Below are 26,894 nucleotides of genomic sequence, written 5' to 3' on the forward strand. Positions count from 1 at the left end.
GTTCCGACAGCAAGCAGGAGACGTCGTCGCGACGCCGGCCCAACTGGCCTCACATCGCTGGACACTGGAGTGCCTTACAATCATTCCTGACTCACCTGACACCGACCGCGAGAGTCGTGTGTGCCGAACGCCGTTTCCGCTGCCCTGGAAACCGACGGTACTACATGAAAAGAATGCTAATTAACGCAACTCAACCCGAAGAGTTGCGTGTCGCACTGGTAGACGGCCAGCGCCTATTCGATCTCGACATCGAATCCGGTGCCCGCGAACAGAAAAAAGCCAACATCTACAAAGGCAAGATCACCCGCGTCGAACCCAGCCTCGAAGCCGCCTTCGTGGACTTCGGTGCCGACCGCCACGGCTTCCTCCCCCTCAAGGAAATTTCCCGCGAATACTTCAGGAAGGCTCCCGAAGGCCGCGTGAACATCAAGGACGTCCTGAGCGAAGGCCAGGAAGTCATCGTCCAGGTCGAAAAAGAAGAGCGCGGCAACAAGGGCGCCGCCCTGACCACCTTCATCAGTCTGGCCGGCCGCTATCTGGTATTGATGCCGAACAACCCGCGTGCAGGCGGCATTTCGCGCCGGATCGAGGGTGAAGAACGCAACGAGCTTCGCGAAGCCCTGAACGGCCTTAACGTCCCGGCTGACATGGGGCTCATCGTTCGCACCGCCGGCCTCGGTCGCTCCAGCGAAGAGATGCAGTGGGACCTCGACTATCTGCTGCAACTCTGGGCCGCAGTAAAAGAAGCGTCCCAGGGTCGGCCCGCCCCCTTCCTGATCTACCAGGAATCGAACGTTATCATCCGCGCCATCCGCGACTACCTGCGCCAGGACATCGGCGAGGTACTGATCGACAGCGTCGAAGCCCAGGACGAAGCGCTTTCCTTCATCCAGCAGGTCATGCCGCAGTACGCCAGCAAGATCAAGCTGTACGAAGACAGCGTGCCGCTGTTCAACCGTTTCCAGATCGAGAGCCAGATCGAAACCGCCTTCCAGCGTGAAGTGAAGCTGCCGTCCGGCGGCTCGATCGTCATCGACCCCACCGAAGCCTTGGTGTCTATCGACATCAACTCGGCGCGCGCCACCAAAGGCGGCGACATCGAAGAAACCGCACTGCAGACCAACCTGGAAGCGGCCGAGGAAATTGCCCGGCAGCTGCGCTTGCGTGACATCGGCGGCCTGATCGTCATCGACTTCATCGACATGACCCCGGCGAAAAACCAGCGCGCCGTGGAAGAAAAGGTCCGCGAAGCCCTCGAGGCCGACCGCGCCCGTATCCAAGTGGGCCGCATCTCGCGATTCGGCCTGTTGGAAATGTCCCGTCAGCGTCTGCGCCCGTCGCTCGGCGAGACCAGCGGTATCGTCTGCCCACGCTGTAATGGCCAGGGGATCATCCGTGACGTCGAGTCGCTGTCGCTGGCTATCCTGCGCCTGATCGAGGAAGAAGCCCTCAAGGATCGCACCGCTGAAGTGCGGGCGCGCGTGCCTTTCCAGGTCGCCGCGTTCCTTCTGAACGAAAAACGCAACGCCATCACCAAGATCGAGCTGCGCACCCGTGCACGCATCTTCATCCTGCCGGACGATCACCTCGAGACGCCGCACTTCGAAGTGCAGCGCTTGCGTGACGATAGCCCAGAAATCATCGCCGGCCAGGCCAGCTACGAGATGAGCCAGACCGAAGCCGAGGAAGCTCAGCCGGTCAGCTCGACGCGTACCCTGGTTCGCCAGGAGGCTGCGGTCAAAACCGCGCCGCAACGTACTGCGCCCGCCCCCGTTCCTACTGCAGAGCCGACAGAGACGGCCACGCCTAGCGTTCAGGAGCCGAGCCTGTTCAAGGGGCTGGTCAAGTCGCTGGTCGGTCTCTTTGCTGGCAAGCCGCAAGCCCCAGCCGTCGAGGTCGAGAAGAAGCCCGCCGGCGGCAGCCGTCCGCAGCGCAACGACGAGCGTCGCAGTGGTCGCCAGCAGAACCGCCGACGCGATACTCGCAGCAACCGCGACGAAGAGCGCAAGCCACGCGAAGAGCGCGCGCCCCGTGAAGAGCGCCCGGCTCGCGAAGAGCGCCAGCCGCGCCCACCGCGCGAGGAACGCAAACCACGCGAGGCCCGCGAACCCCGCGAACCCCGCGAGCCGGTCGAAGTGAATGACAGCCCGTCGCAGCCGCAACCACGCCGCGAGCGCACTCCACGTGAGGATCGCCAGCCGCGCGAAGAGCGCAAACGCGAACTGCGCGCACCGCTGGATGAACCCAATCAGAATGCCCCCGTCGCAGCGGCCAGCGAGGAAGCCAGCGAACGCAAACCACGTCCACCTCGCGAAGAGCGCAAGCCTCGCGAGCCACGCGCTGAGCAGGTTACCGAAGCTGACGAACTGCAGCAGAACGACGCCACCGAAGCCACACAGGACGAACAAGACTCGACCGAAGGCAGCGATCGTCCACGTCGCCGCTCCCGTGGCCAGCGCCGTCGCAGCAACCGCCGCGACCGTCAGCGCGATGCCAACGGCAACGAGATTGGTACTGAAGGCGAAACTGGATCGGTCGAAGCCGAAGAAAGCAATGCACCGGTGAAATCCGAGCAGGTTGCCATTGCCGCAACCGCCGCCGCCCTTGCGGCAAACACGGCGAACACCGAGGCCGCAGACGTGACGCCTGAAAGTCAGGCGAAGTCGGAAGCGCCCGCGCCAATCGAAGCCGCCGACGAGCCCGTCACGGTTACCGAGGCGGTGAGCGAAGCAGCCGCTGAGCCAGTGATCGAAACTCCGGCTGCGACGATCGAACCCGCACCGGCCGAGCCTGCGCCTGAGCCCGTCAGCCAGCCAGAACCGGTTAGCGAAAGCAATGCTGAAGAGGCACCTGCCACGCCAGCCATTGCGCAATCCGCTCCGGCTCCGGTTCCGGCCGAGGCTGCAGCGCCGGCTCAAACCGCGTCCGGTCGTGCGCCGAATGATCCTCGCGAGGTGCGCCGTCGCCGCCTCGAGCAGGAGCGTCTGGCCAAGGAGGCTGCCGAGGCTGAAGCCAAAGCCGAAAAAACCGAGGAGCTGGCCAGCCCCGAAGTCGTGGTCAGTGAGCCGATCGCCGAGATCGCTACCGTACAGCCGGAGCAGGCGAAGGGTGAGGAGCGCGAAGTAGCTGTTGAAGCTGCCCCGCAGTCTGAGCCGGCGCCGGCCGAAGCGCATGCGGAACCAGCAGCAGAACCGGTGACGGCACAAACCGTACAGCCGGTAGCGGAGCCGCTCGAGCCCGCCACTGAGAAGCCTGAGGAAGCGACGGCCAATCCCGAGCGGGACGACACCGACAAGCGCCAACACTGACAGTTGCGCACCAAAAAAGGGATGCTTCGGCATCCCTTTTTTATTGCCCCTGTCCCGTCCTGGGTAACGTTTACACCTTTCGCCCGAGAATCGGGAGGTCTCGCTGGAGCAAGGCGTTTAGCGTACGCAGCGTGATTGATCGCTAGCTTTAATTGGCTGGCTGTCGTCGATCAGGTCGAAAAAGGCTAGCTAACCTACAAGCAGGGGGCACTTCCGGTAGGACAGCCGGGGCGGGTCTATGGTGTCCCGCCCCGAACAAGGTGCACACCTTCCGCCGCCCCTCAGCACGTAATGGATGCGGTAAAAGGCGCAGACAGCGCGAACACACGATGAATACAGAAATCGGTCATCGCCCAGTTCGAAAACGTGAGCCAGGCGCCGTCCTGAACAGGCCACGCTGGAGCGGGCGCAGCCGGCACAGAGCAGTCGTCGCATTCGACCAGACGTGAGCGACGCCCATAATTTTCGCCCAGTTGAACGATACGGACAACCGGCCCGGGGCTAGATGATGTTCGGCTCGATCTCGAGCTGCACGCCAAACTGCTCGGCGACATCTGCCTGGATGTCTTCGGCGAGCTGCAGGATCTGCCGACCGGTGGCCTGGCCGTAGTTGACGAGCACCAGCGCCTGTAGCCGATGCACACCCACATCGCCACGACGGTAACCCTTCCAGCCCGCCCGCTCGATCAGCCAGCCGGCGGCGAGCTTGACCTGCCCGTCATCTTGCGCAAATGCCACTAGATCCGCGAAGCGTTGCCTCAAGCCATCGGCCAGGGCTGCCGAGACCAGGGGGTTTTTGAAAAAGCTACCGGCATTGCCCAGCTGTCGAGGATCGGGGAGTTTTTCGCTGCGTATGGCACAGACGGCGCGACTCACGTCCATCGGCGTGGGTGATTGGATGGCATGCTGAACAAGCCACTGACGAAGTGGCCCGTATTCGAGCTTGAGGTTCACGGTGCGTTGCAGGGCGAAGCGAACCCGCAGAATGATGTAGCGCCCGGCCTGCCGCTTGAACAGACTGTCCCGGTATCCAAACTGGCATGCCTGCAGATCGAACTCCACGAGCCGCCCTGTTTGCCGGTCCAGCGCAGTCAGCCCGGCAAAAACGTCTTTTATTTCGACACCGTATGCACCAACGTTCTGGATTGGCGCGGCGCCTACGGTCCCCGGAATCAGACTCAGGTTTTCCAACCCGCACAGCCCCAGCCCCAGACTGTGCAATACGAACGGATGCCAGGGCTCACCGGCCTCCGCTTCGATGACGACACGCTCACCGTCATCCTCGATCACACGAATGCCTCGGCTGGCCATGCGCAGCACCAACGCATTCACATTCGCCGTGAGCACCAGATTGCTGCCACCGCCGAGTATCAACAGCGGCACACCGATACGCTGCGCCTGGGCTAGCGCTTCGCCGATCTGCTGATCGTCATGCGCCTCGGCGAAATAGACACTACTGGCCTCGACGCCGAAGGTGTTGAATTTCCGGAGCGAGCGGTTCTGCTCGATGATCAGACTCACAGGCGCTTCCTGAGCTCGTCGAGCAAAGCCATCGACGCATGCTCCACCAGATCGAGCACATGCTCGAAGCCCTCGTCCCCACAATAGTAAGGATCAGGTACCGTTCCCTTTCCCAGGCGGTATCGGCGCAGAAAAAGATCAAGTTCAGCGCATGAGTCCGACGGGCACAGCGCCTGCAAACGCTCCAGGTTGTCGTGATCCATCGCGAGGATGAGATCGAAGCGCTTGAAGTCGTCGACAACCACTTGGCGCGCCCTAAGCTCACTGAGATCGTAACCTCGCTGGGCAGCTGCCTGGCATGCGCGCGCATCCGCCTGCTTGCCGACATGCCAGCCACCGGTTCCGGCTGAGTCGATGGTGATACGACTATCCAGCCCGGCATCCTGCACGCACTTGCGAAACACAGCCTCGGCGGTCGGCGAACGGCATATGTTGCCCATGCAGACGAATAGAATCCTCACGCTCAGGCTCCGAGCAACTTGCGGACGCGCTCGAGATCCTCGGCGGTATCGACTCCGGCGGGCGGCGCCTCGACTGCCTCGGCAACGTGTATGCGCTTGCCGTGCCAGAGCGCCCGCAACTGCTCGAGGCACTCGGTGTTTTCCAGCCAGCAGGGGCCCCAGGACACGAAGTCGGCAAGAAACCCCGCCCGGTAGGCATAAATGCCGATATGCCGACGGTATGGAACGCCTGATGGCAGCACGTCACGACCAAGCGAGAACTCATCCCGCGCCCAGGGTAGCGGCGCCCGGCTGAACGTTAGCGCCAAGCCATTGATATCGCTCAGCACCTTCACCACGTTCGGATTGAATAGCGCCCGGGGATCGTCGATCGGTTCGGCGAGCGTGGCGATTGCCGCCTCTGGGTGGGCCGCCAGATTGCGCGCCACCTGATCGATCACCGCAGGCGGGATCAACGGCTCGTCGCCTTGCACGTTGACCACTATCGCGTCCGCCGCCAATCCCAGCTTGGCCGCCACTTCAGCGAGCCGATCGGTGCCAGAATTATGTTCAACGCAGGTCAGCACCACCTGCGCGCCGAAGCCCTCGCATGCGTCCAGAATGCGCCTGTCGTCGGTGGCAATTACGACGCGTTGAGCACCGCTTCGACTGGCCTGCTCCCAGACGTGGCGAATCATCGGCTTACCGGCGATGTCCTGCAGAGGCTTGCCCGGAAGGCGGCTGGACGCATAACGCGCCGGGATCACGACGGTATAGGCGCTAGTCATTTGTCCAGACGCTCGTCCACATCAAGGGTACGGGCTTCGCTCTCGAGCATCACCGGAATACCGTCTCGCACCGGAAAGGCCATGCCGTCGGCCTTGCAGATCAGTTCGGACTTATCATCGGTCAGCTTCAGCGGGCCCTTGCACAGCGGGCAGGCGAGAATATCGAGCAGTTTGGTATCCATGCGCGGTCCTTGGATGCAGCCGACCGCACATGGCAGATCGAGCGGCTTAGGGGTGTTGGGGCAGCAATCGGTCCAGCTGGGTATCGAACCAGGTCACGAACGCCGCTGACGGCTCGGCCTGCACCTGCAGATAGCACCAGCCCGGCAGCGCGAATGCCCGGCATTTGACCGCATCCTTCTCGGTCATCACCAGCGGTAGCTCGGGGCGGAAGCTCAGTTGCTCGAGGCTATAGCGGGCATGATCGGCGAAGGGGTGCGGAATCGGCCGCCAGTGTAGCGCCTCGAGCGTAGTGAAGAAACGCTGTGGATTGCCGATCCCGGCAACCGCATGCACCTGTTGGCCCGGGGGGAAATGGTCGAGCGGCCAGCATTGCCGGCTTGCGAGTTCTATCAACCCGGACGGCCGCAGGGCGAAGGCAAAGCCGGAGGGACTGTCGGCCTGCGCGCCATTGAATAACACCGCATCGACCGATTCGAGCCGTTCGGGCGGCTCACGCAATGGGCCGGCGGGCAAGCAGCGCCGATTACCCAGGCCGCGCACCGCATCGACGAGCACCAATTCCAGATCACGCGCCAACCGGTAATGCTGCAGCCCGTCGTCGGACAGGACCAAGTCAACTGACTCTTGGGCCAGCAACTCGCGAACAGCACGGGCACGGTCCGGATCGATCATGACCGGCGCACCGGTGCGCTGCGCGATCAATAAGGGTTCATCGCCCGCCTCGGCTGCCGAGTCTTCCGCCCGGACTCGCCATGGATAGGATGCGGGCGAGGCACCGTACCCACGGCTGACCACACCGACCTTCACGCCACGTCGGCGGCAGTGTTCGATGAGCCAAAGGATCAACGGCGTTTTGCCGGTCCCGCCAACCGTAATGTTGCCTACCACTACGACCGGCACTGGCGCCCGATAACAATCGGCCGCGCCATCCAGGAACCGCTTGCGTCTGGCGCTGACTACCCGCCTGTAGAGCGCCTCGAGCGGGGCAAGCAATGCCAGAGCCGGATGCCCCTCGTACCAGGCGCGCTGCAAACGATCGGCAAAAGACATCAGGGCTCCGGCTGGGCCTCGACGGTGGTGATTCGCAGATGGGCGAAGCCAAGCTTTCCGGCTGCATCCATCGCGGTGATGACGGCCTGATGCGGTGTCTTGCCATCGGCGCTGATGATCATCGGCAGACTGGTGTCTCCGCCCGACTCCTTCGCCAGCGCGCCCATGAGTGTGTTCAGATCGTGCTTGATCAACGTCTTGCCATTGAGTGAATAGCTGCCGTCTACATCGATGACCACTTCGAGCTGTTTCTTTTGCGCCTCTTCCGGCGGCGTGCCGCTGGCAGCCTCGGGCAGATCCACCTTGAGCTGCGTTTCGCGGGTAAAGGTGGTCGTGACCACGAAGAACAGCAGCAGGATGAAGACGACGTCGATCAGCGGGGCCAGTCCGATGTCGACGTTTTCCCGCGCCTTGCGACGAAACTTCACGCCTTGTCCTCGCCCAGATCGACGTCACGGTCGCCTTGCACGACTTCCACCAGCTTGATCGCTTCCTGCTCCATCCCGACCACCAGTTCCTCTACGCGACGTAGCAGGAAGCGATGGAAGAACAGGGCCGGAATGCCGACCATCAGGCCCGCCGCCGTAGTGATAAGCGCCTTGGATATACCCGAAGCGAGCATCGGGGCGTTGGCCATACCCGAGCCCATGAAGGCACCGAATATCTCGATCATGCCAAGCACCGTACCGAGCAGCCCCAGCAAGGGCGCGATGCCGGCAATGGTGCCCAGGGCATTGAGGTACCGCTCGAGATCATGAACGACGCGCGCCGCGGCCTCCTCGATGCACTCCTTCATGATCTCCCGACCATGCTTGGAGTTGGCCAGGCCCGCTGCGAGAATCTCGCCCAAGGGTGAGTCCGCACGCAGCTCCTTGAGCTTCTGGTTGCTGAGCTTCTTGTCCTTGATCCATTTCCACACCTGGCCGAGCAGATGCGAAGGGGTCACACGACTAGGTCGCAACGTCCATAGGCGCTCGGCGATGATTCCGGCGGCAGCGACGGAACACAGAATGATCGGCAGCATAATCCAGCCACCTGCTTTAACCAGCTCCCACACGACGTGAATCCCCCTCGAAAAAGTGGCGTCACTCTAGCATAGGGTCGTCAGGCCGCCGACGGCCCCGGTTCTCATTTTTCCCGCCAGAACCGACGTTCGGCGCGCAATCCGCGCGGCGACTCGAAACGTCCGAGACGGATCTGCAGCGCACCCTGCTCGGCCGTATCGTAAAGCTGCGCGCCGGATGCCTCGATCCGCCGCACGACGTCCGGGTGTGGGTGTCCGAAGGCATTGTGCAGACTGCGCGAGACGAGCGCCCCCTCCGCACCTGCAGCCTCGATGAAGGCTTCGGAGGAGGAACTGTGACTGCCATGATGCGGCAGCAGCAACCAGCGCACCTTGAGCGGCATACCGCTTGCCAGCAGCGCCTGCTCGGCAGGCACGTCGATGTCGCCGGTTAGCAGCAGGCGTTCGCCGTTGGCCTCGACCATCAGCACGCAGGACGACTGGTTTCCATTGCGAGCCTGCGACCAGCGCCAGAGCGTGAAGCCGACATGGTCCCATTCCCAGTGCAGCCCTGACGGACAGGCCTCGGCGCCCAGCGACGCGGGCAGTCGCTCCGGTTCGCCACTGAGCACCCGTGCGACCGGCATTTGTCGCAGGATCGCTGCAGCGCCGCCCGCATGATCGCTATCGGCATGACTGAGCACCATCAGATCGAGATCCGCAGCGCCCAGCGTGCGCAGCGAAGGCGAAACCACTCGCTCACCGATATCGAAGTCGCCGTAGCGCGGCCCGGCGTCGTACAGCAAAGCATGCTCATGCGTGCGAACCAGCACCGCGAGTCCCTGCCCGACATCGAGGATCCAGACGTCTGCCTGTCCGTGGGCCGGCTTGTTGATCGGGGGAAACAACAGCGGTGCGAGCAGTACCAACCCCAGCGCCCGCAAGGGCAGGCCGGCTGGAGCCAGGATCAGCAGCGTTCCGAGCGTGACCAGCGACCAGGCCCACAGCGGCAAGGAAGCCGGTAGCCAGGCCGCTTGCCAGCCGGCGAGCCAACGCAGCGCATCGAATAGATAAACCAGCAGTCCGCCCGCCAGCCAGAGCAGCGCCTCGCCGACACCTGGCAGCCACAACAAGGCGGTGCCCATCAACGACAGCGGCACGATCAGCACACTGACCAGAGGCACCGCGAACAGATTGGCGACCGGGCCGCTCAAGCTCACCGGCAAGCCCAGAATCAGCAGGAACGGCAATAGCCCAATCGCCATGCCCCACTGCGCGCGCCCCAACGTCTGCCAACCACCCCAACGGCCCAGCCGCCCGCGGAAGATATAGGCAAGCAGCGCCACCGCCAGAAAGGACAGCCAGAATCCCGATCGCAGAACGACCAGCGGATCGAACAGCAACACGCCATCCAGCGCAATCAGCAACGGCAAGCAAACGCCAAGATGCCTGAATCGCAAGCGCCATAGCAGTACCAGCGCGACCATGATCAGCGCTCGCTGAACCGGAACGTCGAAGCCTGCCAGCCAGCCGTATACGAGCGCACCAGCCAACGCCGCGCCACAGGCACAGGGCAGCCAGGCGATGCGTTGTGGCCAGAAGCCCCACCGAGCCAACAGCGCAACCAGGCCGTAGAGCAAGCCCGCCAGCATCCCCACATGCTGCCCCGAGATCACCATCAGGTGGACGGTTCCGGTGTCTTGAAGGATGCGCCAGTCCGCCGTCGACAGGCCACTGTCGTCGCCGACCACCAGCGCGGCGATCGCGCCTGAACGGCCCTGGGCATCGACGGCCAACAGGCGTTGGCGCAGCTGATCGCGCGCCCCCTGCCCGCCCACCGCCAACCCGGTGCGCTCGCCCGCCTTGACGGTCCCGCTGGCACCGATTCGGCGCGCCAGGAGCCAGGCTTCGTAGTCGAATGGCTGCGGGTTGACCAACCCTCGTGGCCTCTTCAGCTTGGCCGCGAGACGCCAGCGCTCTCCCGCCTGCATGGCCGGCCCGCCGTACCACGCCAGGCGCATCCGTGAAGGCAGGCCCTCATGTCGCGACGAAATATCGGTCAGCTCGAAGCGCACGACCCCGCCGCGAACATCCGGCAGACCGGTCACCCGACCTTCAAGCCAGAACGTGCGGCCGTCGAGCGCCGTTGGCAGGCGATCGCTCAATGCCCAATGGGCGCTCAGACAGGCCCAACCAAGCCCGCACAGGAAACAACCGATCACGCGCCAGCGGGACGGCAGCAACAGCAACCCGGCCAGGATGACTAGCGGGAGCGCAGACGGGGGTGGAAGTTGCGGTAGAAAACGCAGCAGTATGAGGCCCGCTGCCAGCGCCAGCATCGCTGCACGCATGAGTACTCCTGGATTCCATTCCAGCGACCGGTGCCTGCGGGATTTCCCGGCTGCCCGATCACCATCGTCATGCCGACGTCCTGCCGGCGCCCGCACAGTGTAGAATCCGCGTCACAATCTTCTCTCAGCGCCGGGTCTCGTTTCAGGCATAATCCGGCGCGGTTCAGCCCGCCAGAGAATCTTCATGCCGCGTCGTTTTTTCAAACGCTACATGCCGCACCCCGATCGCATCAAGACGCACAAGTCTCTACGATTTCTCGGCACGCTTACACATGATCCCAACCTGTTGCACCTCAATCGCCACTCGGTGTCCCGGGCGATGGCCATCGGCCTGTTCTGGGCGATGATCCCGATGCCCATGCAGATGCTGGCAGCGGCGCTCTGCGCGGTACCGGCCCGGGCCAACCTGCCGATTGCCGTGGGACTGGTCTGGCTGACCAATCCACTGACGATGCCGCCGGTCTTCTACTGCAACTACAAGATCGGCGCATGGCTGATGGACACCCCAGTCTCGCCGATGCCAATGGAGCTCAGCCTGGCCTGGGTTCGCAAGATGCTCGATAGCCATTGGCAGCCGCTGTTCCTGGGCTCTTTCGTCGTCGCCGTGGTGGCCGCCCTGCTCGGCTATGTGGGCACTCAGCTGTACTGGCGCTGGTGGGTCGGCCGCAGTTGGCGCAAGCGCCAGCTAAATCGGCGCTAGGTGTGCCTCACTCGTAACGCAGCGCCTCGGCGGGCTGGGTTTGCGCTGCCCGCCATGCGGGATAGACGGTCGCCAGGAAGCTGAGAAGCAATGCCGCCATAGTTACCAGCAGCACGTCCTCGAGCCGCAGCTCCGACGGCAGCGTATTGATGAAGTAAACATCCGAACTGAAGATGTGCTGCCCGGTCACCCGCTCCAGCCAGGCGACCAGCGCACTGACGTTCAACGCCCCGAGCACACCCAGAACCGTGCCGATGAGGGTCCCGGTCAAACCGATAATGCTGCCCTGCACCATGAAGATCGTCATGATCTGCCGTGGCGTCGCTCCGAGCGTTCGCAGGATTGCAATATCGGCCCGCTTGTCGGCGACGACCATGATCAGGGTGGCGATGATATTGAATGCGGCCACCGCCACGATCAGCAGGAGCAGTACCCCGATCATGGTTTTTTCCATCTTCATGGCGCTGAACAGGCTGCCCTGGGTACGCGACCAGTCTTCGCCCTGGTAGCCCTCACCGAGCTCGCCGAGCAGCTCGGCGGTAACCTGCGGGGCCGCGTACAGGTCGGTCAGCTTGAGTCTGACCCCCTCGACCTGCTCCGGCTGCCAGCGCAGCATCCGAGCGGCATCGCTGCGGTGAATCATGGCCAGGCTACCGTCCAGTTCGGCTCCAACCTTGAACACGCCGACCACATTCAAGCGCTGCATCCGCGGTGTAACGCCGCCAGGCGCATCGCTGAGCTCCGGCACGATGAGGGTGAGCCTGTCGCCCAGCTTCAAGCCGAATCGCCGCGCCGTCATCAATCCGAGGATGACGCCCGACTCACCCGGTTTCAGGTCATCGAGCCGACCGGCGATCATCTTTGACCCCAGTATCGAGACGCCGCCCTCGGCCTGCGGATCGATACCTTTGACTTCGATCGGCTGCATCGCGCCTTTATAGGACAGCATGCCTTCTAGCTGAGTGATTGGCGCGGCCCCGATGACCATTGGATTCGCCCGAACACGCTCGGCCAGGGACTGCCAGTCGTCCACGGGTTGTCCGTCACCGGCGATGACCGCATGGGGCACCATGCCCAGCACGCGATTGCTCATCTCGCGCTGGAAGCCGTTCATGACCGAGAGCACGATAATCATCGCCAGCACGCCCAGCGACAAGCCGATCATCGAGGTCAGTGAAATGAACGAAATGAAATGATTACGGCGCTTGGCCCGCGTATAGCGACTGCCAATGAAAATGCTAAGCGGCCTGAACATTACCCAGCCACCAACCGGCCGTCTTCCAGGCGCAGGATATGGTCCATCTGTCCGGCCAATTGCGGATCATGCGTGACGACCAGAAAGGCCGTGCGCAAGGAACTGCTCAATTCCAGCATGAGATCCTGAATCCCCTGCGCCGTATGGTGATCAAGGTTACCGGTGGGTTCATCCAGCAAGACCAGCGCCGGGCTGTTGGCCAGCGCGCGGGCGATCGCCACTCGCTGACGCTCACCGCCGGATAGCTCCGACGGCTTATGCGCCAACCGATGGCCAAGCCCCACACGCTGCAACAGCTCGGTAGCCCGGGCCCGCGCGTCCGGAATCGACGTCTTGCCGATCAGCAATGGCATGCATACGTTTTCCAGCGCGGTGAACTCGGGCAGCAGATGGTGAAACTGGTAGACGAAGCCCAGCGCGCGATTGCGCAACAGTCCACGGTCCTTCTCGCTGAGAGCGGAGAGCTCCTCACCGGCCAGCCAGACACTACCTTCACTCGGCGTATCGAGGCCGCCAAGCAGGTTCAGCAAGGTACTTTTGCCCGAACCGGAGCTGCCCACGATGGCCACCCGCTGCCCCGGGAACAGCTCCAACTGAAGACCGGAAAGCACGTTGACCGACTCGGGCCCCTGCTCATAGCGCTTGCCCAGGTTGCGGCAACTGAGTACCGCACCTTCCTTCCGAGATTCTTGATGCATGACCAGCTCACTCATATCGTAGCGCCTCGGCGGGCTGTGTACGGGCCGCACGCCAGGCCGGGTACAGGGTGGCGAAAAAACTCAGGACGAGCGCCGCGGCGCAGACCTGAATCACGTCAGCGGCCATCAGACGAGACGGTAGGTAATCGATGAAGTAGACGTCCGCATTGAGAAACTTGTGCCCGATGAGATGCTCCAGTGCGGCAATCCAGCTGCTGACGTTGAGCGCTGCGAAGATACCCAGCAGTGCACCAACCAGGGTACCGACGACGCCGATCACCGTACCCTGGACCATGAAGATCGCCATGATCTGTCCGGGCGTCGCCCCCAGGGTCCGCAGGATGGCGATGTCGCCCCGCTTGTCGGTGACCACCATGACCAGGGTGGAAATGATATTGAAGGCCGCCACCGCGACGATCAGCAGCAGCAACAGGCCGATCATGGCCTTTTCCATGCGTATCGCCTGATAGAGATTGCCGTGGGTGCGCGTCCAGTCACGTGAGTAGAAGTCGTCGCCCAACTGGCCCGCCAGTTGCCATGCCGTGCGCGGCGCCTGGAACAGATCCTCGAAGCGCAGCCGCAGCCCCTGCACCTGATCCGGCTTCCATCGATGCAGACGTGCCAGATCGGAGATATTGGCCATCGCCACGTAGCCGTCTATTTCGCCGGCGCCGACATGGAAGATGCCGCGCACAGTGAAGCGCTTCATGCGGGGAAAAACACCTGCCGGCGTGACCGTCACTTCCGGAGCGACGAAAGTGATCTTGTCGCCGACGCCAACGCCAAGCTTGTCGGCAGCCTTGTCGCCGATGACTATGCCGAACTCGCCGGCGGCCAACTCATCCAGCCCCCCTTCGCGAAAGAACTGCCCGATGATGGATACCTTCGGCTCGACTTGCGGGTCCACCGCATTGATCAATGTCTTGGTGACCTTCCCGCGATGCGTCAGCAGACCCTGCATCTGAATGAACGGCGCCACCGCCGAAACCTGCGGATGCTGCATCAGTCGATTTCCGAGGGTCTGCCAATCGTCGATCGGCGTCGGGCGTTCGATGGTGGCGTGCGGGACCATGCCGAGCACGCGCGTGCGCATCTCGTGATCGAAACCATTCATGACCGACAGTACGACGATCATCACCAGCACGCCCAGCGCCAGCCCGATCATCGAGGTGAAGGAAATGAAGGAAACGAAGAGGCTGCGACGTCTGGCGCGTGTGTAGCGCGCCCCGATATACACGGACAGCGGTCTGAACATAAATCGATGGGTTCGCTTTCGCTGGCGGGAAATAACAAGCTGAATGACGATACCAAACGGCCTGATACACTCAAGCCATCACTGCAGCCCAGGGATCGACATGCCCACTGAAGACACCGAAGATCGCCGCGAATACTATCGTATCGAGGACGTGATCGCACTGGAAATCCTGCCGCTGGAACACCTCGAAACAGTCCCCGATGGCGGCGCGAACCAGTTGTTCAGTCTGCTTGGCGAGCTGCATCAGCTCGATTTCGAGTCACAGCACCTGTTGCGGCAGATTGCCGAACGCAACCGTACGCTGGCCAGTTACCTCAAGGTACAGAACAAGCGTATCGATCTGATTGCCCAAGTGCTCGCGCGGGATCTACTCAAAGACATCGGGCCGGTGCGCGAAGTGGTGCTGTCCGAAGGTGGGATCAGCTTCGTCAACGATGCGCCACTCGAAGAAGGCTCGACCTGGACGCTGAAACTGGCGCTGATGCCGCAATGCCTGGGGCTGCTGCTAGCCGCCCGCGTCGCCAGCTGCCAAGCCTTGGATGACGGACGCTTCGCCATCGGGACGTCGTTCGAAGCGTTGACTGATGCACAACGACAGCTGCTCGCTCGGCATATCCTGCAGAAACAGGCGACGGAACGACGCCTGGCTCGTGAAAGTCTGCAGGAACTCTGACATGCACCGATTATTGATTCCGCTTCTGGCCGTTGCCTTTTGTGTCCCGGCCGTTGCCGAGACGATCCGCATCCCCGTGGGTCAGCAAGGCCAGTCCCAACTGACGCTGCCCGGACGCGGCGACTCGAAGGGTACGGTCCTCGAACACTTTGGCCTTGCCGACGAGGAACATCCCGCCGTCGGAGTCCCGCCCATTACACGCTGGGACTACCGCTATTTTTCGGTGTACTTCGAGAACGACCGGGTGATCGACAGCGTGATGCACCATCAAAGCACCCCATCCCTACAGCGAGATATCGAACCGTGACCTTGATCTACGGCCACCGCGGCGCAAAGGGCGAAGCGCCGGAAAACACCCTCGCCAGCTTCCAGCAATGCCTGGCCCATGGCGTGCGTCGCTGCGAGCTGGATTTGCACCTTTCCCGCGACGGCGAGTTGATGGTCATCCATGACCCAACCTTGAAGCGCACCACCGGGCGACGTGGCAAGGTCGTGGAGCACGACGCCGAGGAGCTGGTTCATTACGATGCGCGCAGCGGCGGGCCCGGCTGGAAACAACCGTGCCCGATACCCAGGCTGGCGGAGCTGTTCGAGAAGTGCGACTTCGAGCACTGGCAGCTCGAGGTGAAAAGCGCCTCGCGCGTACGTGCGGCACGCTCGGTTCTGGCCATCAAGGAACTGGCCGAACGTTACGGGTTGCTCGATCGAATCACAGTCACCTCAGGGTCGCGCGAAGTGCTGAGGGCACTGAAAAGGCTGACGCCGGAGCTGTCATCAGGGCTTGTAGCCGAATACGCCTGGCTTGATCCATTGAAGGTCGCCAATCAGTACGGCTGCGAACTTCTCGCACTGAAGTGGACGCTCTGTACCCCCGAGCGCATCGCCAAGGCACGCGCGCAGGGTTTGCACGTTTCCGTGTGGACCGTGAACGAGCCAGCGCTTATGCGCCGGCTCGCGGACTTCGGCGTGGACAGCCTGATCACCGACTTCCCCGGCCTGGCAGTGGAAACGCTGGCCAAGCGGTAGGCTGAACGGCTCGGTCTTTGCCAAGGCGTTCCTGCGATTCGGAACGGCAACTTACGCTACCGTTTCGTCCAGCCCTGAAGCCTTCAGCGCTCCTATCGGCTTTTCAAAAGCTTTCCCGATTCGGCCAGCGCCAATCCTGGCTATCCTCTCCGACCGGCTCAGGCCACCGGTCGGAGCCGCTCAAAAAAGCCGGTTTAGCCCGTCGAACGCGGCGACGCGATAGGCCTCGGCCATGGTCGGATAGTTGAACGTGGTATTGACGAAATACTTCAACGTATTCGCCTCACCCGGCTGATTCATGATCGCCTGGCCGATATGCACGATCTCCGATGCCTGATAGCCAAAGCAATGAACGCCGAGCACCGCCAACGTCTCGCGATGGAAAAGTATCTTCAGCATCCCTACCGGCTCGGCGGAAATCTGCGCACGCGCCATTCCCTTGAAGAATGCCTTGCCAACCTCGTACGGAATCTTCGCCTCGGTGAGCTCACGCTCGTTCTTGCCGATCGAACTAATCTCCGGGATGGTGTAGATGCCGGTCGGGACGTCGTCGACGAAACGCCAGCTGTTGTTGTCGACGATGCTGCCTGCCGCTGAACGCCCCTGATCGTAGGCCGCGCTGGCCAGGGACGGCCAGCCGATCACATCGCCTGCCGCATAGATGTTGCCGACATCCGTGCGGTAGTGTTCGTCGACTTTGATCTGCCCACGGCTGTTCACCTTGAGGCCGATGTTTTCCAGCGCAAGCTTGTCGGTATTGCCGGTTCGCCCGTTGCACCAGAGGAAGGCATCTGCCTTGATCTTCTTTCCGGACTTGAGATGGAGAATCACGCCGTTGTCGACGCCCTCGACGCGCTCGTACTCTTCCTTATGGCGAATCAGCACATTGTTGTTGCGCAGGTGATAGCTGAGCGCATCGGAGATTTCGTCATCGAGGAAGCTGAGCAACTGGTCGCGGTTATCGATCAGATCGACCAGCACGCCCAGGCCACTGAAAATCGACGCATACTCCGAGCCGATCACCCCGGCGCCGTAGATGATCAGGCGGCGCGGCGTATGGCTCAGCGTGAGAATGGTATCGCTGTCGTAGATGCGCGGGTGCGAGAAGTCGACGTCCGCGGGACGATACGGGCGCGAGCCGGTCGCGATGATGAATTGATTGGCCACCAGCGTTTCGACCATGCCGTTGGCGCTGACCACTTCGACCGTCTGCTCATCGGCAAAGCTCGCGGTGCCGAAAAAGATGTCGATGCGGTTGCGTGCGTAGTAGCCCGTACGGGAGGTGACCTGCTTGGCGATCACGCTCTCGGCACTTTTCAGCACGTCGGGAAAAGAGAACCAGCGAGGTTCGCCGATCTGGCGGAACAACGGGTTGGTGTTGTACTGCATGATCTGCCGTACCGAATGGCGCAGCGCCTTGGAAGGAATGGTTCCCAGATGGGTGGAGTTGCCGCCGACGTGTGGCCTGCTATCGACCACGGCGACCTTGCGTCCCGCCTTGACCGCATTCATCGCCGCGCCTTCGCCGGCTGGGCCCGAGCCCAAAACCACTACATCGTAATTGTAGACAGCCATATTCACCCCTGAACACGCGGCAGGCCAACCTGCCGCTGTTAACGAATTACGCTGGCCAGGAAAAAACCGTCAGGCGTACCCGGACGGTCCCGGCCACAGGTGCCGAGCAGCGTCGGCACGTCCTACATGCAAGGCCCGGCACCGGTGCGCTAGCGCCCCTGGCCGGGTTGAAGCCACTTATCAGCGTCTGGTCGCGTCGTAGGCGAGATCTGCTTTTGAATTCTGGCTTTCCTGCGCATTCACCTCCTCGCATTTCTCGCGGCTACCGCCGCAGATCGAGCACTCCTTCTCGATGCCGAGATTGGCGATCCCTCCGCATGAGCCGGCGATGGGCTTGCGACCCATGATCACACCGATCGACATACCCAACACGACCAGTACCATCACCAGAAAAACGATCAACCAGGTCATTGCTCTGCTCCCGCACCGAACAGCTCATCAAAAGCTTCGGTGCTCTTGCTTACGAATTCCTGCCCTTCGCGTACCACGAAGAACGCTGCGATCCTGTGCTCTGTCGCGTAGGCCAGTCCACGCTCCGGACCGAGCACCATAAGCACGGTAGACAACCCGTCCGCGCGGAGTGTCGACGGATCGACAACCGTCACGGCGGCGAGATGATGCTCGATAGGCGCTCCGGTGGTCGGATCCAGCGTGTGCGAGTAGCGCTTACCGTCACGCTCGAAGTAGTTTCGATAGTCCCCGGAAGTAGAAACGCCCAGTCCATCGAGTTCGATGACCCGCTGGACGACTCGCTCATTGTCCCGCGGCGCTTCGATCGCAATGCGCCACGGTGACTCATCCGGCTTGCGACCCTGGGCTTTCAGCTCACCCGTGATTTCCACCAGAAAGCTGCTGACGCCTGACGCTTCGAGCCTTGCCGTCACCTGATCGACAGCATAACCAGCTGCGATGCTGTTGAAATCGACTTGAACGTTCCGGTCCTTGCAGAGCTGCTCGCCCTCCAACCGCAAGTGATGCTGGCCGACATCCTGCCGTGCCGTCGCGATTTCCTCGGCCGAAGGCACCCGCTCGCCCTGCCCGCGGGGCCCGAAGCCCCACAGGTTGAGCAGCGGCTCGATGGTCAGATCCAGCGCACCGCCGCTTTCGTCAGACAGTTTCCTGCCTGCTTCGAGTAGGGCTCGCACCCCGTCAGGCATGGCCATGCAGCGCCCGGCCGGCAGCTCGTTGAACACTTCTATGTCGGAATCGGCACGGTAGGTCGAGGCCTGCTTATCGATGTCGGCGAGTATCGCCTCGGTCTGCTGCCTCAGTTGCTCTTTGTCCGGCGTGCCGGCGCTCGCCACGTACTTCACCGTATAGGTGCTGCCCATGGTTGGCCCGCTGAAGCTTTCTACCTTGTCCTGAAACAGACAGCCCGTCAGCGCCGTCGCCAGGGCGACGACGATGACGGGCCGAAATGACGCTCGAATCATGCTAGCCGCCGAAGTCGTCGAGCAGGATGTTCTCCGGTTCAACGCCCAGGTCGGTCAGCATCTTGATTACCGAGGCGTTCATCATCGGCGGACCGCACATGTAGAACTCGCAGTCTTCGGGAGCTGGATGGTCCTTCAGGTAGTTCTCGTAGAGTACGTTGTGGATGAACCCCGTCGGCCCCTGCCAGTTGTCCTCCGGTTGCGGATCGGACAACGCCAGATGCCACTCGAAGTTCTCGTTCTCGGCTTGCAGCTGGTCATATTCCTCGACGTAGAACGCCTCGCGCATGGAACGCGCGCCGTACCAGAAGCTCATCTTGCGCTTGGATTTCAGGCGCTTGAGCTGGTCGAAAATGTGCGAGCGCATCGGTGCCATGCCGGCACCACCACCGATGAAGACCATTTCCGCGTCGGTATCCTTGGCAAAGAATTCACCGAAGGGACCGTAGACGGTGACCTTGTCGCCCGGCTTGAGGCTGAACACCCAGGAGGACATCTTGCCTGGCGGCAGATCGTCCTTGCCTGGCGGCGGCGAGGCGATACGGATGTTGAACTTCACCAGACCGACCTCTTCCGGGTAGTTCGCCATCGAGTAGGCACGGATGACCGTCTCGTCGACCTTGGACACGTACTTCCATTGGTTGAACTTGTCCCAGTCGCCGCGATACTCCTCCTGAATATCGAAGTCCTTGTAGCGAACCTCGTGCGGTGGACATTCGAGCTGGACATAACCGCCCGCGCGGAAGTCGACGTTCTCGCCTTCCGGCAGCTTTAAGGTCAGTTCCTTGATGAAGGTCGCCACGTTCGGGTTGGAGAGCACGGTGCACTCCCACTTCTTCACGCCGAACACTTCCTCGGGTACCTCGATCTTCATATCCGCCTTGACCGGTGTCTGGCAGGACAGACGCCAGCCCTCGCCAGCCTCACGACGGGTGAAGTGTGACTCTTCGGTGGGCAGCATCTCGCCGCCACCGCTTTCGACGACGCACTTGCACTGGGCGCAGGTGCCGCCACCACCGCAGGCGGACGATAGGAAGATATTGTTCGCGGCCAAGGTCTGCAGCAACTTGCCGCCAGCCGGAACGGTGATGGTGCGTTCGCCGTTGATTTCGATACTCACGTCACCGCTAGACACCAGCTTGGCGCGCGCCGCGAGGATGATCACCACCAGCGCGAGCACGATGGCGGTGAACATGCCAATGGCAAGGAAAATTTCGTAACTCATCAGTTCATCCCGTCCTTACAGCTGTACGCCAGAGAATGACATGAAGCCTAGCGACATCAGGCCGATGGTGATGAAGGTGATGCCCAGTCCCTGCAGACCCTCCGGTACATCGCTGTACTTGAGCTTTTCGCGGATACCGGCCAGCAGCATGATCGCCAACGCCCAGGACGCACCGGAGCCAAAGCCATACACGGTACTTTCCGCCAGGTTGTAGTCCCGCTCGACCATGAACAGTGTGCCGCCCATGATGGCGCAGTTCACGGTGATCAACGGCAGGAAGACGCCCAGTGCGTTGTAAAGGCTGGGTACGTACTTATCCAGGAGCATTTCGAGGATCTGAACAATTGCCGCGATCACGCCGATGTAGCTGAGCAGGCCCAGGAAGCTGAGATCCACTTCCGGCAACCCCGCCCAGGACAGCGCTCCGGCCTTGAGCAGATAGGTGTAGATCAGGTTGTTGGCCGGGACCGTGATGGCCTGAACCACGATAACCGCGATACCCAGGCCAATCGCGGTTTCCACTTTCTTGGAAATCGCGATGAAGGTGCACATGCCGAGGAAGAAGGCCAGCGCCATGTTCTCGATGAACACGGCACGGACGAACAGGCTGATGTAATGCTCCATTAGTAAGCCTCCTTGCTCGAGACTTGCGGCGCCATCTTGAACGACGGCTTCTCGACCTGCTCGCGCTTCCAGCTACGAATGCCCCAGATGATCAGGCCGATGAGGAAGAACGCCGACGGCGGCAGCAGCAACAGGCCGTTTGGCTGGTACCAACCGCCATCGTTGACCACCGGAAGGATGGTGTAACCCATCAGCTTGCCGGCGCCGAACAGTTCGCGAACGATGCCCAGCACGATCAGCATCGCGCTGTAGCCGAGTCCGTTACCGAGGCCGTCGAAAAACGACAGCATGGGCGGATTCTGCATGGCGAACGCTTCAGCACGCCCCATCACGATGCAGTTGGTGATGATCAGACCGACGAATACCGACAGCTGCTTGGACAGCGAGAAGGCGTAGGCCTTGAGGACCTGATCGACCACGATTACCAGCGAGGCAATGATCACCATCTGCACGATCATGCGAATCGAGCCTGGAATCTGGCTGCGAATCATCGAGATGAACAGGTTGGAAAACGCCACCACCAGCGTCAGCGCGACGGACATCACCAGGGCGGTCTTGAGGTTGGAGGTAACCGCCAGCGCCGAACAGATTCCGAGAATCTGCAGACCGATGGGGTTGTTGTTGAAGACCGGATTGAACAGGACTTCTTTGATAGTAGGTTGCGACATGGTCAAGCCTCCCCAGCGCGCAGGTTAGCGATAAATGGACCGAATCCGTTCTCGCCCAGCCAGAAGTGCAGCAGGTTGTTCACACCGTTACTGGTCAGCGTCGCACCGGCCAGCGCGTCAACTTGGTGGTCGGCTTTCGGGCTCTGCGGATCGACGCCGCCCTTGACCACCTGGATGGCCAGTTTGCCGTTCTCGGTGAACAGCTCCTTACCCTGCCACTGGCTGCGCCACTTGGGATTATCCACTTCGCCGCCGAGACCGGGGGTCTCGCCATGCTGGTAGAAACCCAGCCCTTCGACCGTGTTGAGATCTCCCTTGACGGCCATGAAGCCATAGAGGGTCGACCACAGCCCATAGCCACGCACCGGCATGATCAGCGTCTCGAGCTCGCCGTTTTCCTCGACGGTATAGACGACGCTGTAGCGCTCGCGGCGCTTGATCGAGGCGATGTCTTCATCGCCTGGCAGCGCTTGCGACAGCTGCGGATCCTTGGCGGCAACCAGCGGGTCGAAGGTGTTCGGATCGAACTCGTCGCTGTATTTGCCGGTTTCCAGATCGACCAGCTTGGCAACGATCCGCTCCTTATAGAGCGCCTTTACCTGCTTGGCAGACATACCCGCCTCGCCCAACCCGGCGATCGCCAGGATGCTGCGCTGCTTGTCCAGCTGACGGTTTTCCAGTTGTGTCGGGCGTAGCGCAACCGCTGCGCCCGAAACGAACACCGAGCAGACCAGGCAGACCAGCAAGGCCACGACCAGTGTGCGAACGGTGGATTCTTTTTGACTAGACATTACGTGCCAGCCTCCGCTTGATATTGGCCTGAATGACAAAGTGGTCAATCAACGGTGCGCACAGGTTGGCGAATAGAATGGCCAACATCATGCCCTCCGGAAACGCCGGGTTCACCACCCGGATCAGTACCACCATCACGCCTATCAAAATGCCGAACGCCCACTTACCCGTGTTCGTCATGGACGCCGACACCGGATCGGTCGCCATGAAGATCAGGCCAAAGGCGAAACCGCCGACGACCATGTGCCAGTACCACGGCATGGCGAACATGGCGTTGGAATCCGAGCCGATCAGGTTGAACAGCGAGCTCAGCGCGATCATGCCGAGCATCACGCCCGAAACGATGCGCCAGGACGCGATCTTGGTCATCAGCAATACGGCGCCGCCGATGAAGATCGCCAGCGCACTGGTTTCCCCGATCGAGCCGTGAATGGTGCCGAGGAAGGCATCCATCCAGGTGATGCCGCTGGCGATCACGTTCTCCATCCCGCCGGCGAAGCTGAGGCTGAGCGCGGTCGCGCCGGCAAAACCGTCGACTGCCGTCCACACTGCATCACCGGACATCTGCGCCGGGTAGGCGAAGAACAGGAACGCACGGCCGGTCAATGCCGGATTAAGGAAGTTCTTGCCAGTGCCGCCGAAGATTTCCTTGCCGATCACGATACCGAAGCTGATACCCAGCGCGACCTGCCACAGCGGAATGCTTGGCGGCAGCGTAAGGGCGAACAGTACGGACGTGACGAAGAACCCTTCGTTGACCTCATGCTTGCGGATGGAGGCGAACAGCACTTCCCAGAAACCGCCGACGATGAAGGTCACCGCGTAGACCGGGATGAAGTACGCCGCGCCCTGGATGAAGTTGTCCCACAAGCTGTTCGGATCGAAGCCTGCGAGTGCGCTGATCAGCGCCATGCGCCAGCCTTCCTGCGCCGCCAGCAGATCCGGGTTCTGTGCATAGATCAGGTTGGCTTGGTAGCCGGTGTTCCACATGCCGAAGAACATTGCCGGGAAGGTGCACAGCCAGACCGTGATCATCATCCGCTTGAGGTCGATGCCGTCGCGGACGTGCGCGGTGGTCTTGGTCACACTGCCGGGACGATAGAGGAAGGTGTCCGCGGCTTCGTAGAGTGCATACCACTTCTCGTACTTGCCGCCCTTCTCGAAATTGTGCTCGATCTTGTCGAGGAATTCGCGAATGCCCATTCCTTACCCCTCCTTCTCGATGCGAGTCAGGTTGTCCCGCAGGATCGGGCCGTATTCGTACTTGCCGGCGCACACATAGGTGCACAGGGCCAAATCTTCTTCATCCAGCTCCAGGCAGCCGAGCTTCTGCGCGACTTCGGTGTCACCGACGATGAGCGAACGCAGCAACTGAGTCGGCAGCACGTCCAACGGCATGACCTCCTCGTAGTTGCCGACCGGAACCATGGCCCGTGGGCTGCCATTGGTGGACGTCGAGAAGGCGAACTTCTTGTCGCCCATCAGCTTGGAGATATAGATGTTGAGAATCGAATGCTTGTCGCTGCCGGCGCGCAGGTAATGCAGCATTTCACGTTCCTTGCCCTCACGCAGGCAGGAAACCTGCTGGTGATAACGACCGAGGTAGGCGAACGCACCGTGCGCCGTACGACCTCCGAGCACCGAGCCGGAGACGACGCGATTCGCGCCGGGCTGCAGCTCGCCAGCCGTCAGTTCATCAAGGCAGGCACCCAGGCGCGTACGGACCAGACGTGGCTTTTCGACCACGGGACCGGCGAGCGAAACCACCCGCTCGACCGACAGTCGGCCGGTGGTGAACAACGCACCGATTGCGATCACATCCTGGTAGCCGATCGTCCAGACGCTCTTGGTGGCGCTGACCGGATCGAGGAAATGGATGTGCGTACCGGCAAGACCAGCCGGGTGTGGTCCGGCGAAACTTTCGACCGTCATCTTGGCAAGCTGTCCGCCTGGCAGCGAAGCACCCTCAGCCTTGCACAGGAACAGCTTGCCGAGATTACCGAGCACTTGCAGGCCCGCTTCGAATTCAGCGGCACGCTCGCCGATGATGATGGCGGGATCGGCAGCCAGCGGGTGCGTATCGATCGCCGTGACGAAGATGGAGCTGGGTGCAGCATCGATAGCCGGAACCTTGCTGTACGGACGCGTACGCAACGCGGTCCAAAGACCGGACTGTTGCAGGTTCTCACGAACCTGGGCGTCACCGAGCCCTTCGAGCTGGCCCGCGCTGTACTGGTTGAACGTGACCTCGTCCGTCCCATCCAGGTCGATGACCACCGACTGCAGAACGCGTTTTTCACCACGATGGACCGCGCTGACGACACCAGCACCAGGCGCCGTGAAAACAACACCCGGGGTCTTCTTGTCCGAGAACAGCACCTGTCCCAGCTTGACCCGATCACCGACTTGCACTTCCATGGTCGGCTTCATGCCAGGGTAATCAAACCCTACGACGGCGACGCTTCGCACGGGCCTTCCAGCCTCGATACGCTGCGCCGGCGCACCTGCAATGGGCAAATCAAGCCCACGTTTTATATTGATCATCGGTTCGCTAACCACTGATTTAGAAGACTTTTTTACGGGCCGCCCGGCATGGCTAAAGTCGAATTGCACAGCGCGCGCCGATACGTTATCAGCGCGACGCTATGCCGCGGGCCCAGGTAGAAATCCGCCCGATTATAGAGGTCGTACCCCGTGACTGACCACCCAAGGTCTTTCAATTTTTTGACTGTGGACAAGCGTCGTCGAGCGGCCAACTATTGACGGGACTTGAAAAAAGTAGCGGCCAGCCGGGCCGAATCGCGCCATGAATGCAAAACGGGAGCCGAAGCTCCCGTTCTTTTTACAGCCCGTCGCGTTAGCGCGGGAAGGCCGGCGGATTGACTCCAGCCATGTCTTCCATCACGCGAACGACCTGGCAGCTATAGCCGAATTCGTTGTCGTACCAGACGTACAGAACAACACGGTTGTCGCTGCAGATCGTCGCTTCGGCGTCGACCACACCGGCATGGCGGGAGCCAACGAAATCACTGGAAACAACTTCCTGCGAATTGACGTAGTCGATCTGCTTCTGCAGATCCGAGTGCATGGCCATCTGGCGCAGGTACTCGTTGATCTCTTCGCGGGTGGTGGCCTTTTCCAGGTTCAGGTTCAGGATCGCCATGGATACGTTGGGCGTCGGGACGCGGATGGCGTTTCCGGTCAGCTTGCCCTTGAGTACCGGCAGCGCCTTGGCTGCGGCGGTCGCCGCACCCGTCTCGGTGATGACCATGTTCAGCGCCGCGCTACGACCACGACGACTGCCTTTATGGAAGTTGTCGATCAGGTTCTGGTCGTTGGTATACGAGTGCACGGTCTCGACGTGACCGTTGACGATGCCGTATTGGTCGTTGACCGCTTTGAGCACCGGAACGATAGCGTTGGTGGTGCAGGAGGCTGCGGAGACGATCTTGTCATCGGCGGTGATGTCACCATGGTTGATGCCATGCACGATGTTCTTCAGCTCGCCCTTGCCCGGCGCCGTCAGTACCACGCGGGCAACGCCCGGGCACTTGAGGTGCTGGCCGAGCCCCTCGGCGTCGCGCCATTTGCCGGTGTTGTCGACCAGCAACGCGTTTTCGATCCCGTACTGGGTGTAATCCACCGAAGACGGGTCGTTGGAGTAGATCACCTGGATCAGGTTGCCATTGGCGGTAATGGTGTTGTTCTCGGCATCGATATGAATGGTGCCTTCGAACGGACCGTGTACCGAGTCGCGACGCAGCAGACTGGCACGCTTGACCAGGTCGTTGTCGGCACCCTTGCGCACGACGATCGCGCGCAGACGCAGGCCATCGCCACCGCCGGTCTTTTCGATCAGGATACGTGCCAGCAAACGGCCGATGCGACCGAAGCCGTAGAGCACCACGTCAGTGCCCTTGTGCACGCCGGTGGTGTTGCGCTTGCCAGCGACTTCAGCCAGCTCGTCACGGACGAACTGGTCGAGACTGCGACCGTTGCCCTCGGCCTTGAACTTAGCCACGACCTTGCCCAGGTCGACAGACGCTGCGCCCAGGTTCATGTCGGCCATGGTCGTCAGGATCTGATGCGTTTCGTTGACGCAGAGTTCGGCTTCGTCAGCCTGGCGGTGACGCGCGAATCGATGCGCCTTGAGCAGTGCGATGACCGAGCGATTGATCAGACCGCGGCCATAGATGGAAGTCACCACGTTGTTGTTACGATACAGCTGACCAATCAGCGGAATCATCGCTTCGGCGAGGGCTTCTCGATCAATCCATTCACCAAGACACTGGTCGGGCTTCTGAGTCACGGGCAGTTCCTTCCAAC

At 61.6% G+C, this 26,894-nt stretch carries 26 protein-coding genes; 5 read left to right on the forward strand and 21 right to left on the reverse strand.

Features of this window, described 5'->3' with window-relative positions; translation table 11 throughout:
* The first annotated feature begins 164 nt into the window (after positions 1-164).
* A complete protein-coding gene (gene rne / locus KCX70_RS15135) occupies positions 165-3,308 on the forward strand; it encodes a ribonuclease E (RefSeq protein WP_212618040.1) in 3,144 nt (1,047 codons plus the stop codon).
* Between the two features lie 501 nt (positions 3,309-3,809).
* On the opposite strand, the gene murB is transcribed toward rne, so the two are convergent.
* The 8 genes from murB to KCX70_RS15175 form a co-directional block, all read right to left on the reverse strand.
* Positions 3,810-4,829, reverse strand: a complete 1,020-nt coding sequence (murB, locus tag KCX70_RS15140; protein ID WP_212618041.1) for a UDP-N-acetylmuramate dehydrogenase — start codon at positions 4,827-4,829, stop codon at positions 3,810-3,812.
* Positions 4,826-5,290, reverse strand: a complete 465-nt coding sequence (locus KCX70_RS15145) for a low molecular weight protein-tyrosine-phosphatase (RefSeq protein WP_212618042.1) — start codon at positions 5,288-5,290, stop codon at positions 4,826-4,828. The genes murB and KCX70_RS15145 overlap by 4 nt, the downstream gene beginning before the upstream one ends.
* Positions 5,291-5,292: 2 nt before the next feature.
* On the reverse strand, positions 5,293-6,057 hold the full coding sequence (gene kdsB, locus KCX70_RS15150) for a 3-deoxy-manno-octulosonate cytidylyltransferase (RefSeq protein WP_212618043.1): 765 nt from the start codon (positions 6,055-6,057) through the stop codon (positions 5,293-5,295).
* Positions 6,054-6,239, reverse strand: coding sequence for a Trm112 family protein (locus KCX70_RS15155; RefSeq protein WP_019342470.1), 186 nt, complete (start codon positions 6,237-6,239; stop codon positions 6,054-6,056). Before KCX70_RS15155 ends, kdsB begins: the two co-directional genes overlap by 4 nt.
* Before the next feature lie 46 nt (positions 6,240-6,285).
* On the reverse strand, positions 6,286-7,290 hold the full coding sequence (gene lpxK, locus KCX70_RS15160; RefSeq protein WP_212618044.1) for a tetraacyldisaccharide 4'-kinase: 1,005 nt from the start codon (positions 7,288-7,290) through the stop codon (positions 6,286-6,288).
* Entirely contained in the window at positions 7,290-7,718 is a 429-nt protein-coding gene (locus KCX70_RS15165) for an ExbD/TolR family protein (protein WP_021206498.1), read from the reverse strand. The genes lpxK and KCX70_RS15165 overlap by 1 nt, the downstream gene beginning before the upstream one ends.
* Entirely contained in the window at positions 7,715-8,347 is a 633-nt protein-coding gene (locus tag KCX70_RS15170; RefSeq protein ID WP_021206499.1) for a MotA/TolQ/ExbB proton channel family protein, read from the reverse strand. Before KCX70_RS15170 ends, KCX70_RS15165 begins: the two co-directional genes overlap by 4 nt.
* 71 nt (positions 8,348-8,418) lie before the next feature.
* Complete coding sequence (locus KCX70_RS15175) at positions 8,419-10,644, reverse strand: DNA internalization-related competence protein ComEC/Rec2 (RefSeq protein WP_212618045.1); 2,226 nt, start codon at positions 10,642-10,644, stop codon at positions 8,419-8,421.
* Positions 10,645-10,828: 184 nt separating this feature from the next.
* Between KCX70_RS15175 and KCX70_RS15180 the strand changes: the two genes are divergently transcribed.
* On the forward strand, positions 10,829-11,344 hold the full coding sequence (locus KCX70_RS15180; RefSeq protein ID WP_021206501.1) for a DUF2062 domain-containing protein: 516 nt from the start codon (positions 10,829-10,831) through the stop codon (positions 11,342-11,344).
* A gap of 7 nt (positions 11,345-11,351) precedes the next feature.
* On the opposite strand, the gene KCX70_RS15185 is transcribed toward KCX70_RS15180, so the two are convergent.
* The 3 genes from KCX70_RS15185 to KCX70_RS15195 are packed head-to-tail and all read right to left on the reverse strand — an operon-like array spanning position 11,352 to position 14,552.
* Positions 11,352-12,599: a lipoprotein-releasing ABC transporter permease subunit gene (locus tag KCX70_RS15185; RefSeq protein WP_212618046.1), complete on the reverse strand. Its 1,248-nt coding sequence runs from the start codon at positions 12,597-12,599 to the stop codon at positions 11,352-11,354.
* Positions 12,599-13,312, reverse strand: a complete 714-nt coding sequence (lolD, locus tag KCX70_RS15190; RefSeq protein ID WP_392602419.1) for a lipoprotein-releasing ABC transporter ATP-binding protein LolD — start codon at positions 13,310-13,312, stop codon at positions 12,599-12,601. The genes KCX70_RS15185 and lolD overlap by 1 nt, the downstream gene beginning before the upstream one ends.
* Positions 13,305-14,552, reverse strand: a complete 1,248-nt coding sequence (locus KCX70_RS15195) for a lipoprotein-releasing ABC transporter permease subunit (RefSeq protein WP_212618047.1) — start codon at positions 14,550-14,552, stop codon at positions 13,305-13,307. Before KCX70_RS15195 ends, lolD begins: the two co-directional genes overlap by 8 nt.
* Positions 14,553-14,652: 100 nt before the next feature.
* Between KCX70_RS15195 and KCX70_RS15200 the strand changes: the two genes are divergently transcribed.
* Genes KCX70_RS15200 through KCX70_RS15210 form a run of 3 tightly spaced genes read left to right on the forward strand, consistent with a single transcriptional unit; the run spans position 14,653 to position 16,251 of the window.
* Entirely contained in the window at positions 14,653-15,225 is a 573-nt protein-coding gene (locus tag KCX70_RS15200) for a PilZ domain-containing protein (RefSeq protein ID WP_031310695.1), read from the forward strand.
* A gap of 1 nt (position 15,226) precedes the next feature.
* Entirely contained in the window at positions 15,227-15,532 is a 306-nt protein-coding gene (locus KCX70_RS15205; protein WP_021206506.1) for a hypothetical protein, read from the forward strand.
* Positions 15,529-16,251, forward strand: a complete 723-nt coding sequence (locus tag KCX70_RS15210) for a glycerophosphodiester phosphodiesterase (RefSeq protein WP_021206507.1) — start codon at positions 15,529-15,531, stop codon at positions 16,249-16,251. The genes KCX70_RS15205 and KCX70_RS15210 overlap by 4 nt, the downstream gene beginning before the upstream one ends.
* 180 nt (positions 16,252-16,431) lie before the next feature.
* Here the strand turns inward: KCX70_RS15210 and sthA are convergent, their stop codons facing one another.
* The 10 genes from sthA to KCX70_RS15260 form a co-directional block, all read right to left on the reverse strand.
* The gene (gene sthA, locus KCX70_RS15215) at positions 16,432-17,826 is read right to left on the reverse strand and encodes a Si-specific NAD(P)(+) transhydrogenase (protein WP_021206508.1); all 1,395 of its coding nucleotides are present in this window, start codon (positions 17,824-17,826) and stop codon (positions 16,432-16,434) included.
* Positions 17,827-18,006: 180 nt separating this feature from the next.
* Complete coding sequence (gene nqrM, locus KCX70_RS15220) at positions 18,007-18,237, reverse strand: (Na+)-NQR maturation NqrM (RefSeq protein ID WP_021206509.1); 231 nt, start codon at positions 18,235-18,237, stop codon at positions 18,007-18,009.
* Positions 18,234-19,157: an FAD:protein FMN transferase gene (locus tag KCX70_RS15225; RefSeq protein ID WP_212620355.1), complete on the reverse strand. Its 924-nt coding sequence runs from the start codon at positions 19,155-19,157 to the stop codon at positions 18,234-18,236. Before KCX70_RS15225 ends, nqrM begins: the two co-directional genes overlap by 4 nt.
* Before the next feature lie 103 nt (positions 19,158-19,260).
* Positions 19,261-20,487 carry an NADH:ubiquinone reductase (Na(+)-transporting) subunit F gene (gene nqrF / locus KCX70_RS15230; RefSeq protein ID WP_180984057.1) on the reverse strand — a complete coding sequence of 409 codons (1,227 nt, stop codon included), beginning with the start codon at positions 20,485-20,487 and terminating at the stop codon, positions 19,261-19,263.
* Between the two features lie 12 nt (positions 20,488-20,499).
* Positions 20,500-21,108, reverse strand: a complete 609-nt coding sequence (gene nqrE, locus KCX70_RS15235) for an NADH:ubiquinone reductase (Na(+)-transporting) subunit E (RefSeq protein WP_021206512.1) — start codon at positions 21,106-21,108, stop codon at positions 20,500-20,502.
* On the reverse strand, positions 21,108-21,782 hold the full coding sequence (locus KCX70_RS15240) for an NADH:ubiquinone reductase (Na(+)-transporting) subunit D (protein WP_180984051.1): 675 nt from the start codon (positions 21,780-21,782) through the stop codon (positions 21,108-21,110). Before KCX70_RS15240 ends, nqrE begins: the two co-directional genes overlap by 1 nt.
* The gene (locus KCX70_RS15245) at positions 21,779-22,567 is read right to left on the reverse strand and encodes a Na(+)-translocating NADH-quinone reductase subunit C (RefSeq protein WP_021206514.1); all 789 of its coding nucleotides are present in this window, start codon (positions 22,565-22,567) and stop codon (positions 21,779-21,781) included. The genes KCX70_RS15240 and KCX70_RS15245 overlap by 4 nt, the downstream gene beginning before the upstream one ends.
* Positions 22,560-23,771, reverse strand: coding sequence for an NADH:ubiquinone reductase (Na(+)-transporting) subunit B (locus tag KCX70_RS15250; protein WP_212618048.1), 1,212 nt, complete (start codon positions 23,769-23,771; stop codon positions 22,560-22,562). Before KCX70_RS15250 ends, KCX70_RS15245 begins: the two co-directional genes overlap by 8 nt.
* A gap of 3 nt (positions 23,772-23,774) precedes the next feature.
* Positions 23,775-25,112, reverse strand: coding sequence for a Na(+)-translocating NADH-quinone reductase subunit A (locus KCX70_RS15255; protein ID WP_212618049.1), 1,338 nt, complete (start codon positions 25,110-25,112; stop codon positions 23,775-23,777).
* Positions 25,113-25,425: 313 nt separating this feature from the next.
* Positions 25,426-26,877: a glyceraldehyde-3-phosphate dehydrogenase gene (locus KCX70_RS15260; protein ID WP_021206517.1), complete on the reverse strand. Its 1,452-nt coding sequence runs from the start codon at positions 26,875-26,877 to the stop codon at positions 25,426-25,428.
* Between the last annotated feature and the right edge of the window lie 17 nt (positions 26,878-26,894).

This window comes from Stutzerimonas stutzeri (assembly GCF_018138085.1).
GTDB lineage: Bacteria > Pseudomonadota > Gammaproteobacteria > Pseudomonadales > Pseudomonadaceae > Stutzerimonas > Stutzerimonas stutzeri_AI.

Coding starts and splice junctions, on each gene's coding strand:
- rne (WP_212618040.1), top strand. CDS start 165: ATGAAAAGAATGCTAATTAACGCAACTCAACCCGAAGAGTTGCGTGTC.
- kdsB (WP_212618043.1), bottom strand. CDS start 6,057: ATGACTAGCGCCTATACCGTCGTGATCCCGGCGCGTTATGCGTCCAGC.
- KCX70_RS15155 (WP_019342470.1), bottom strand. CDS start 6,239: ATGGATACCAAACTGCTCGATATTCTCGCCTGCCCGCTGTGCAAGGGC.
- lpxK (WP_212618044.1), bottom strand. CDS start 7,290: ATGTCTTTTGCCGATCGTTTGCAGCGCGCCTGGTACGAGGGGCATCCG.
- KCX70_RS15175 (WP_212618045.1), bottom strand. CDS start 10,644: ATGCGTGCAGCGATGCTGGCGCTGGCAGCGGGCCTCATACTGCTGCGT.
- KCX70_RS15180 (WP_021206501.1), top strand. CDS start 10,829: ATGCCGCGTCGTTTTTTCAAACGCTACATGCCGCACCCCGATCGCATC.
- KCX70_RS15185 (WP_212618046.1), bottom strand. CDS start 12,599: ATGTTCAGGCCGCTTAGCATTTTCATTGGCAGTCGCTATACGCGGGCC.
- lolD (WP_392602419.1), bottom strand. CDS start 13,312: ATGAGTGAGCTGGTCATGCATCAAGAATCTCGGAAGGAAGGTGCGGTA.
- KCX70_RS15195 (WP_212618047.1), bottom strand. CDS start 14,552: ATGTTCAGACCGCTGTCCGTGTATATCGGGGCGCGCTACACACGCGCC.
- KCX70_RS15200 (WP_031310695.1), top strand. CDS start 14,653: ATGCCCACTGAAGACACCGAAGATCGCCGCGAATACTATCGTATCGAG.
- KCX70_RS15205 (WP_021206506.1), top strand. CDS start 15,227: ATGCACCGATTATTGATTCCGCTTCTGGCCGTTGCCTTTTGTGTCCCG.
- sthA (WP_021206508.1), bottom strand. CDS start 17,826: ATGGCTGTCTACAATTACGATGTAGTGGTTTTGGGCTCGGGCCCAGCC.
- nqrM (WP_021206509.1), bottom strand. CDS start 18,237: ATGACCTGGTTGATCGTTTTTCTGGTGATGGTACTGGTCGTGTTGGGT.
- KCX70_RS15225 (WP_212620355.1), bottom strand. CDS start 19,157: ATGGGCAGCACCTATACGGTGAAGTACGTGGCGAGCGCCGGCACGCCG.
- nqrE (WP_021206512.1), bottom strand. CDS start 21,108: ATGGAGCATTACATCAGCCTGTTCGTCCGTGCCGTGTTCATCGAGAAC.
- KCX70_RS15245 (WP_021206514.1), bottom strand. CDS start 22,567: ATGTCTAGTCAAAAAGAATCCACCGTTCGCACACTGGTCGTGGCCTTG.
- KCX70_RS15250 (WP_212618048.1), bottom strand. CDS start 23,771: ATGGGCATTCGCGAATTCCTCGACAAGATCGAGCACAATTTCGAGAAG.
- KCX70_RS15255 (WP_212618049.1), bottom strand. CDS start 25,112: ATGATCAATATAAAACGTGGGCTTGATTTGCCCATTGCAGGTGCGCCG.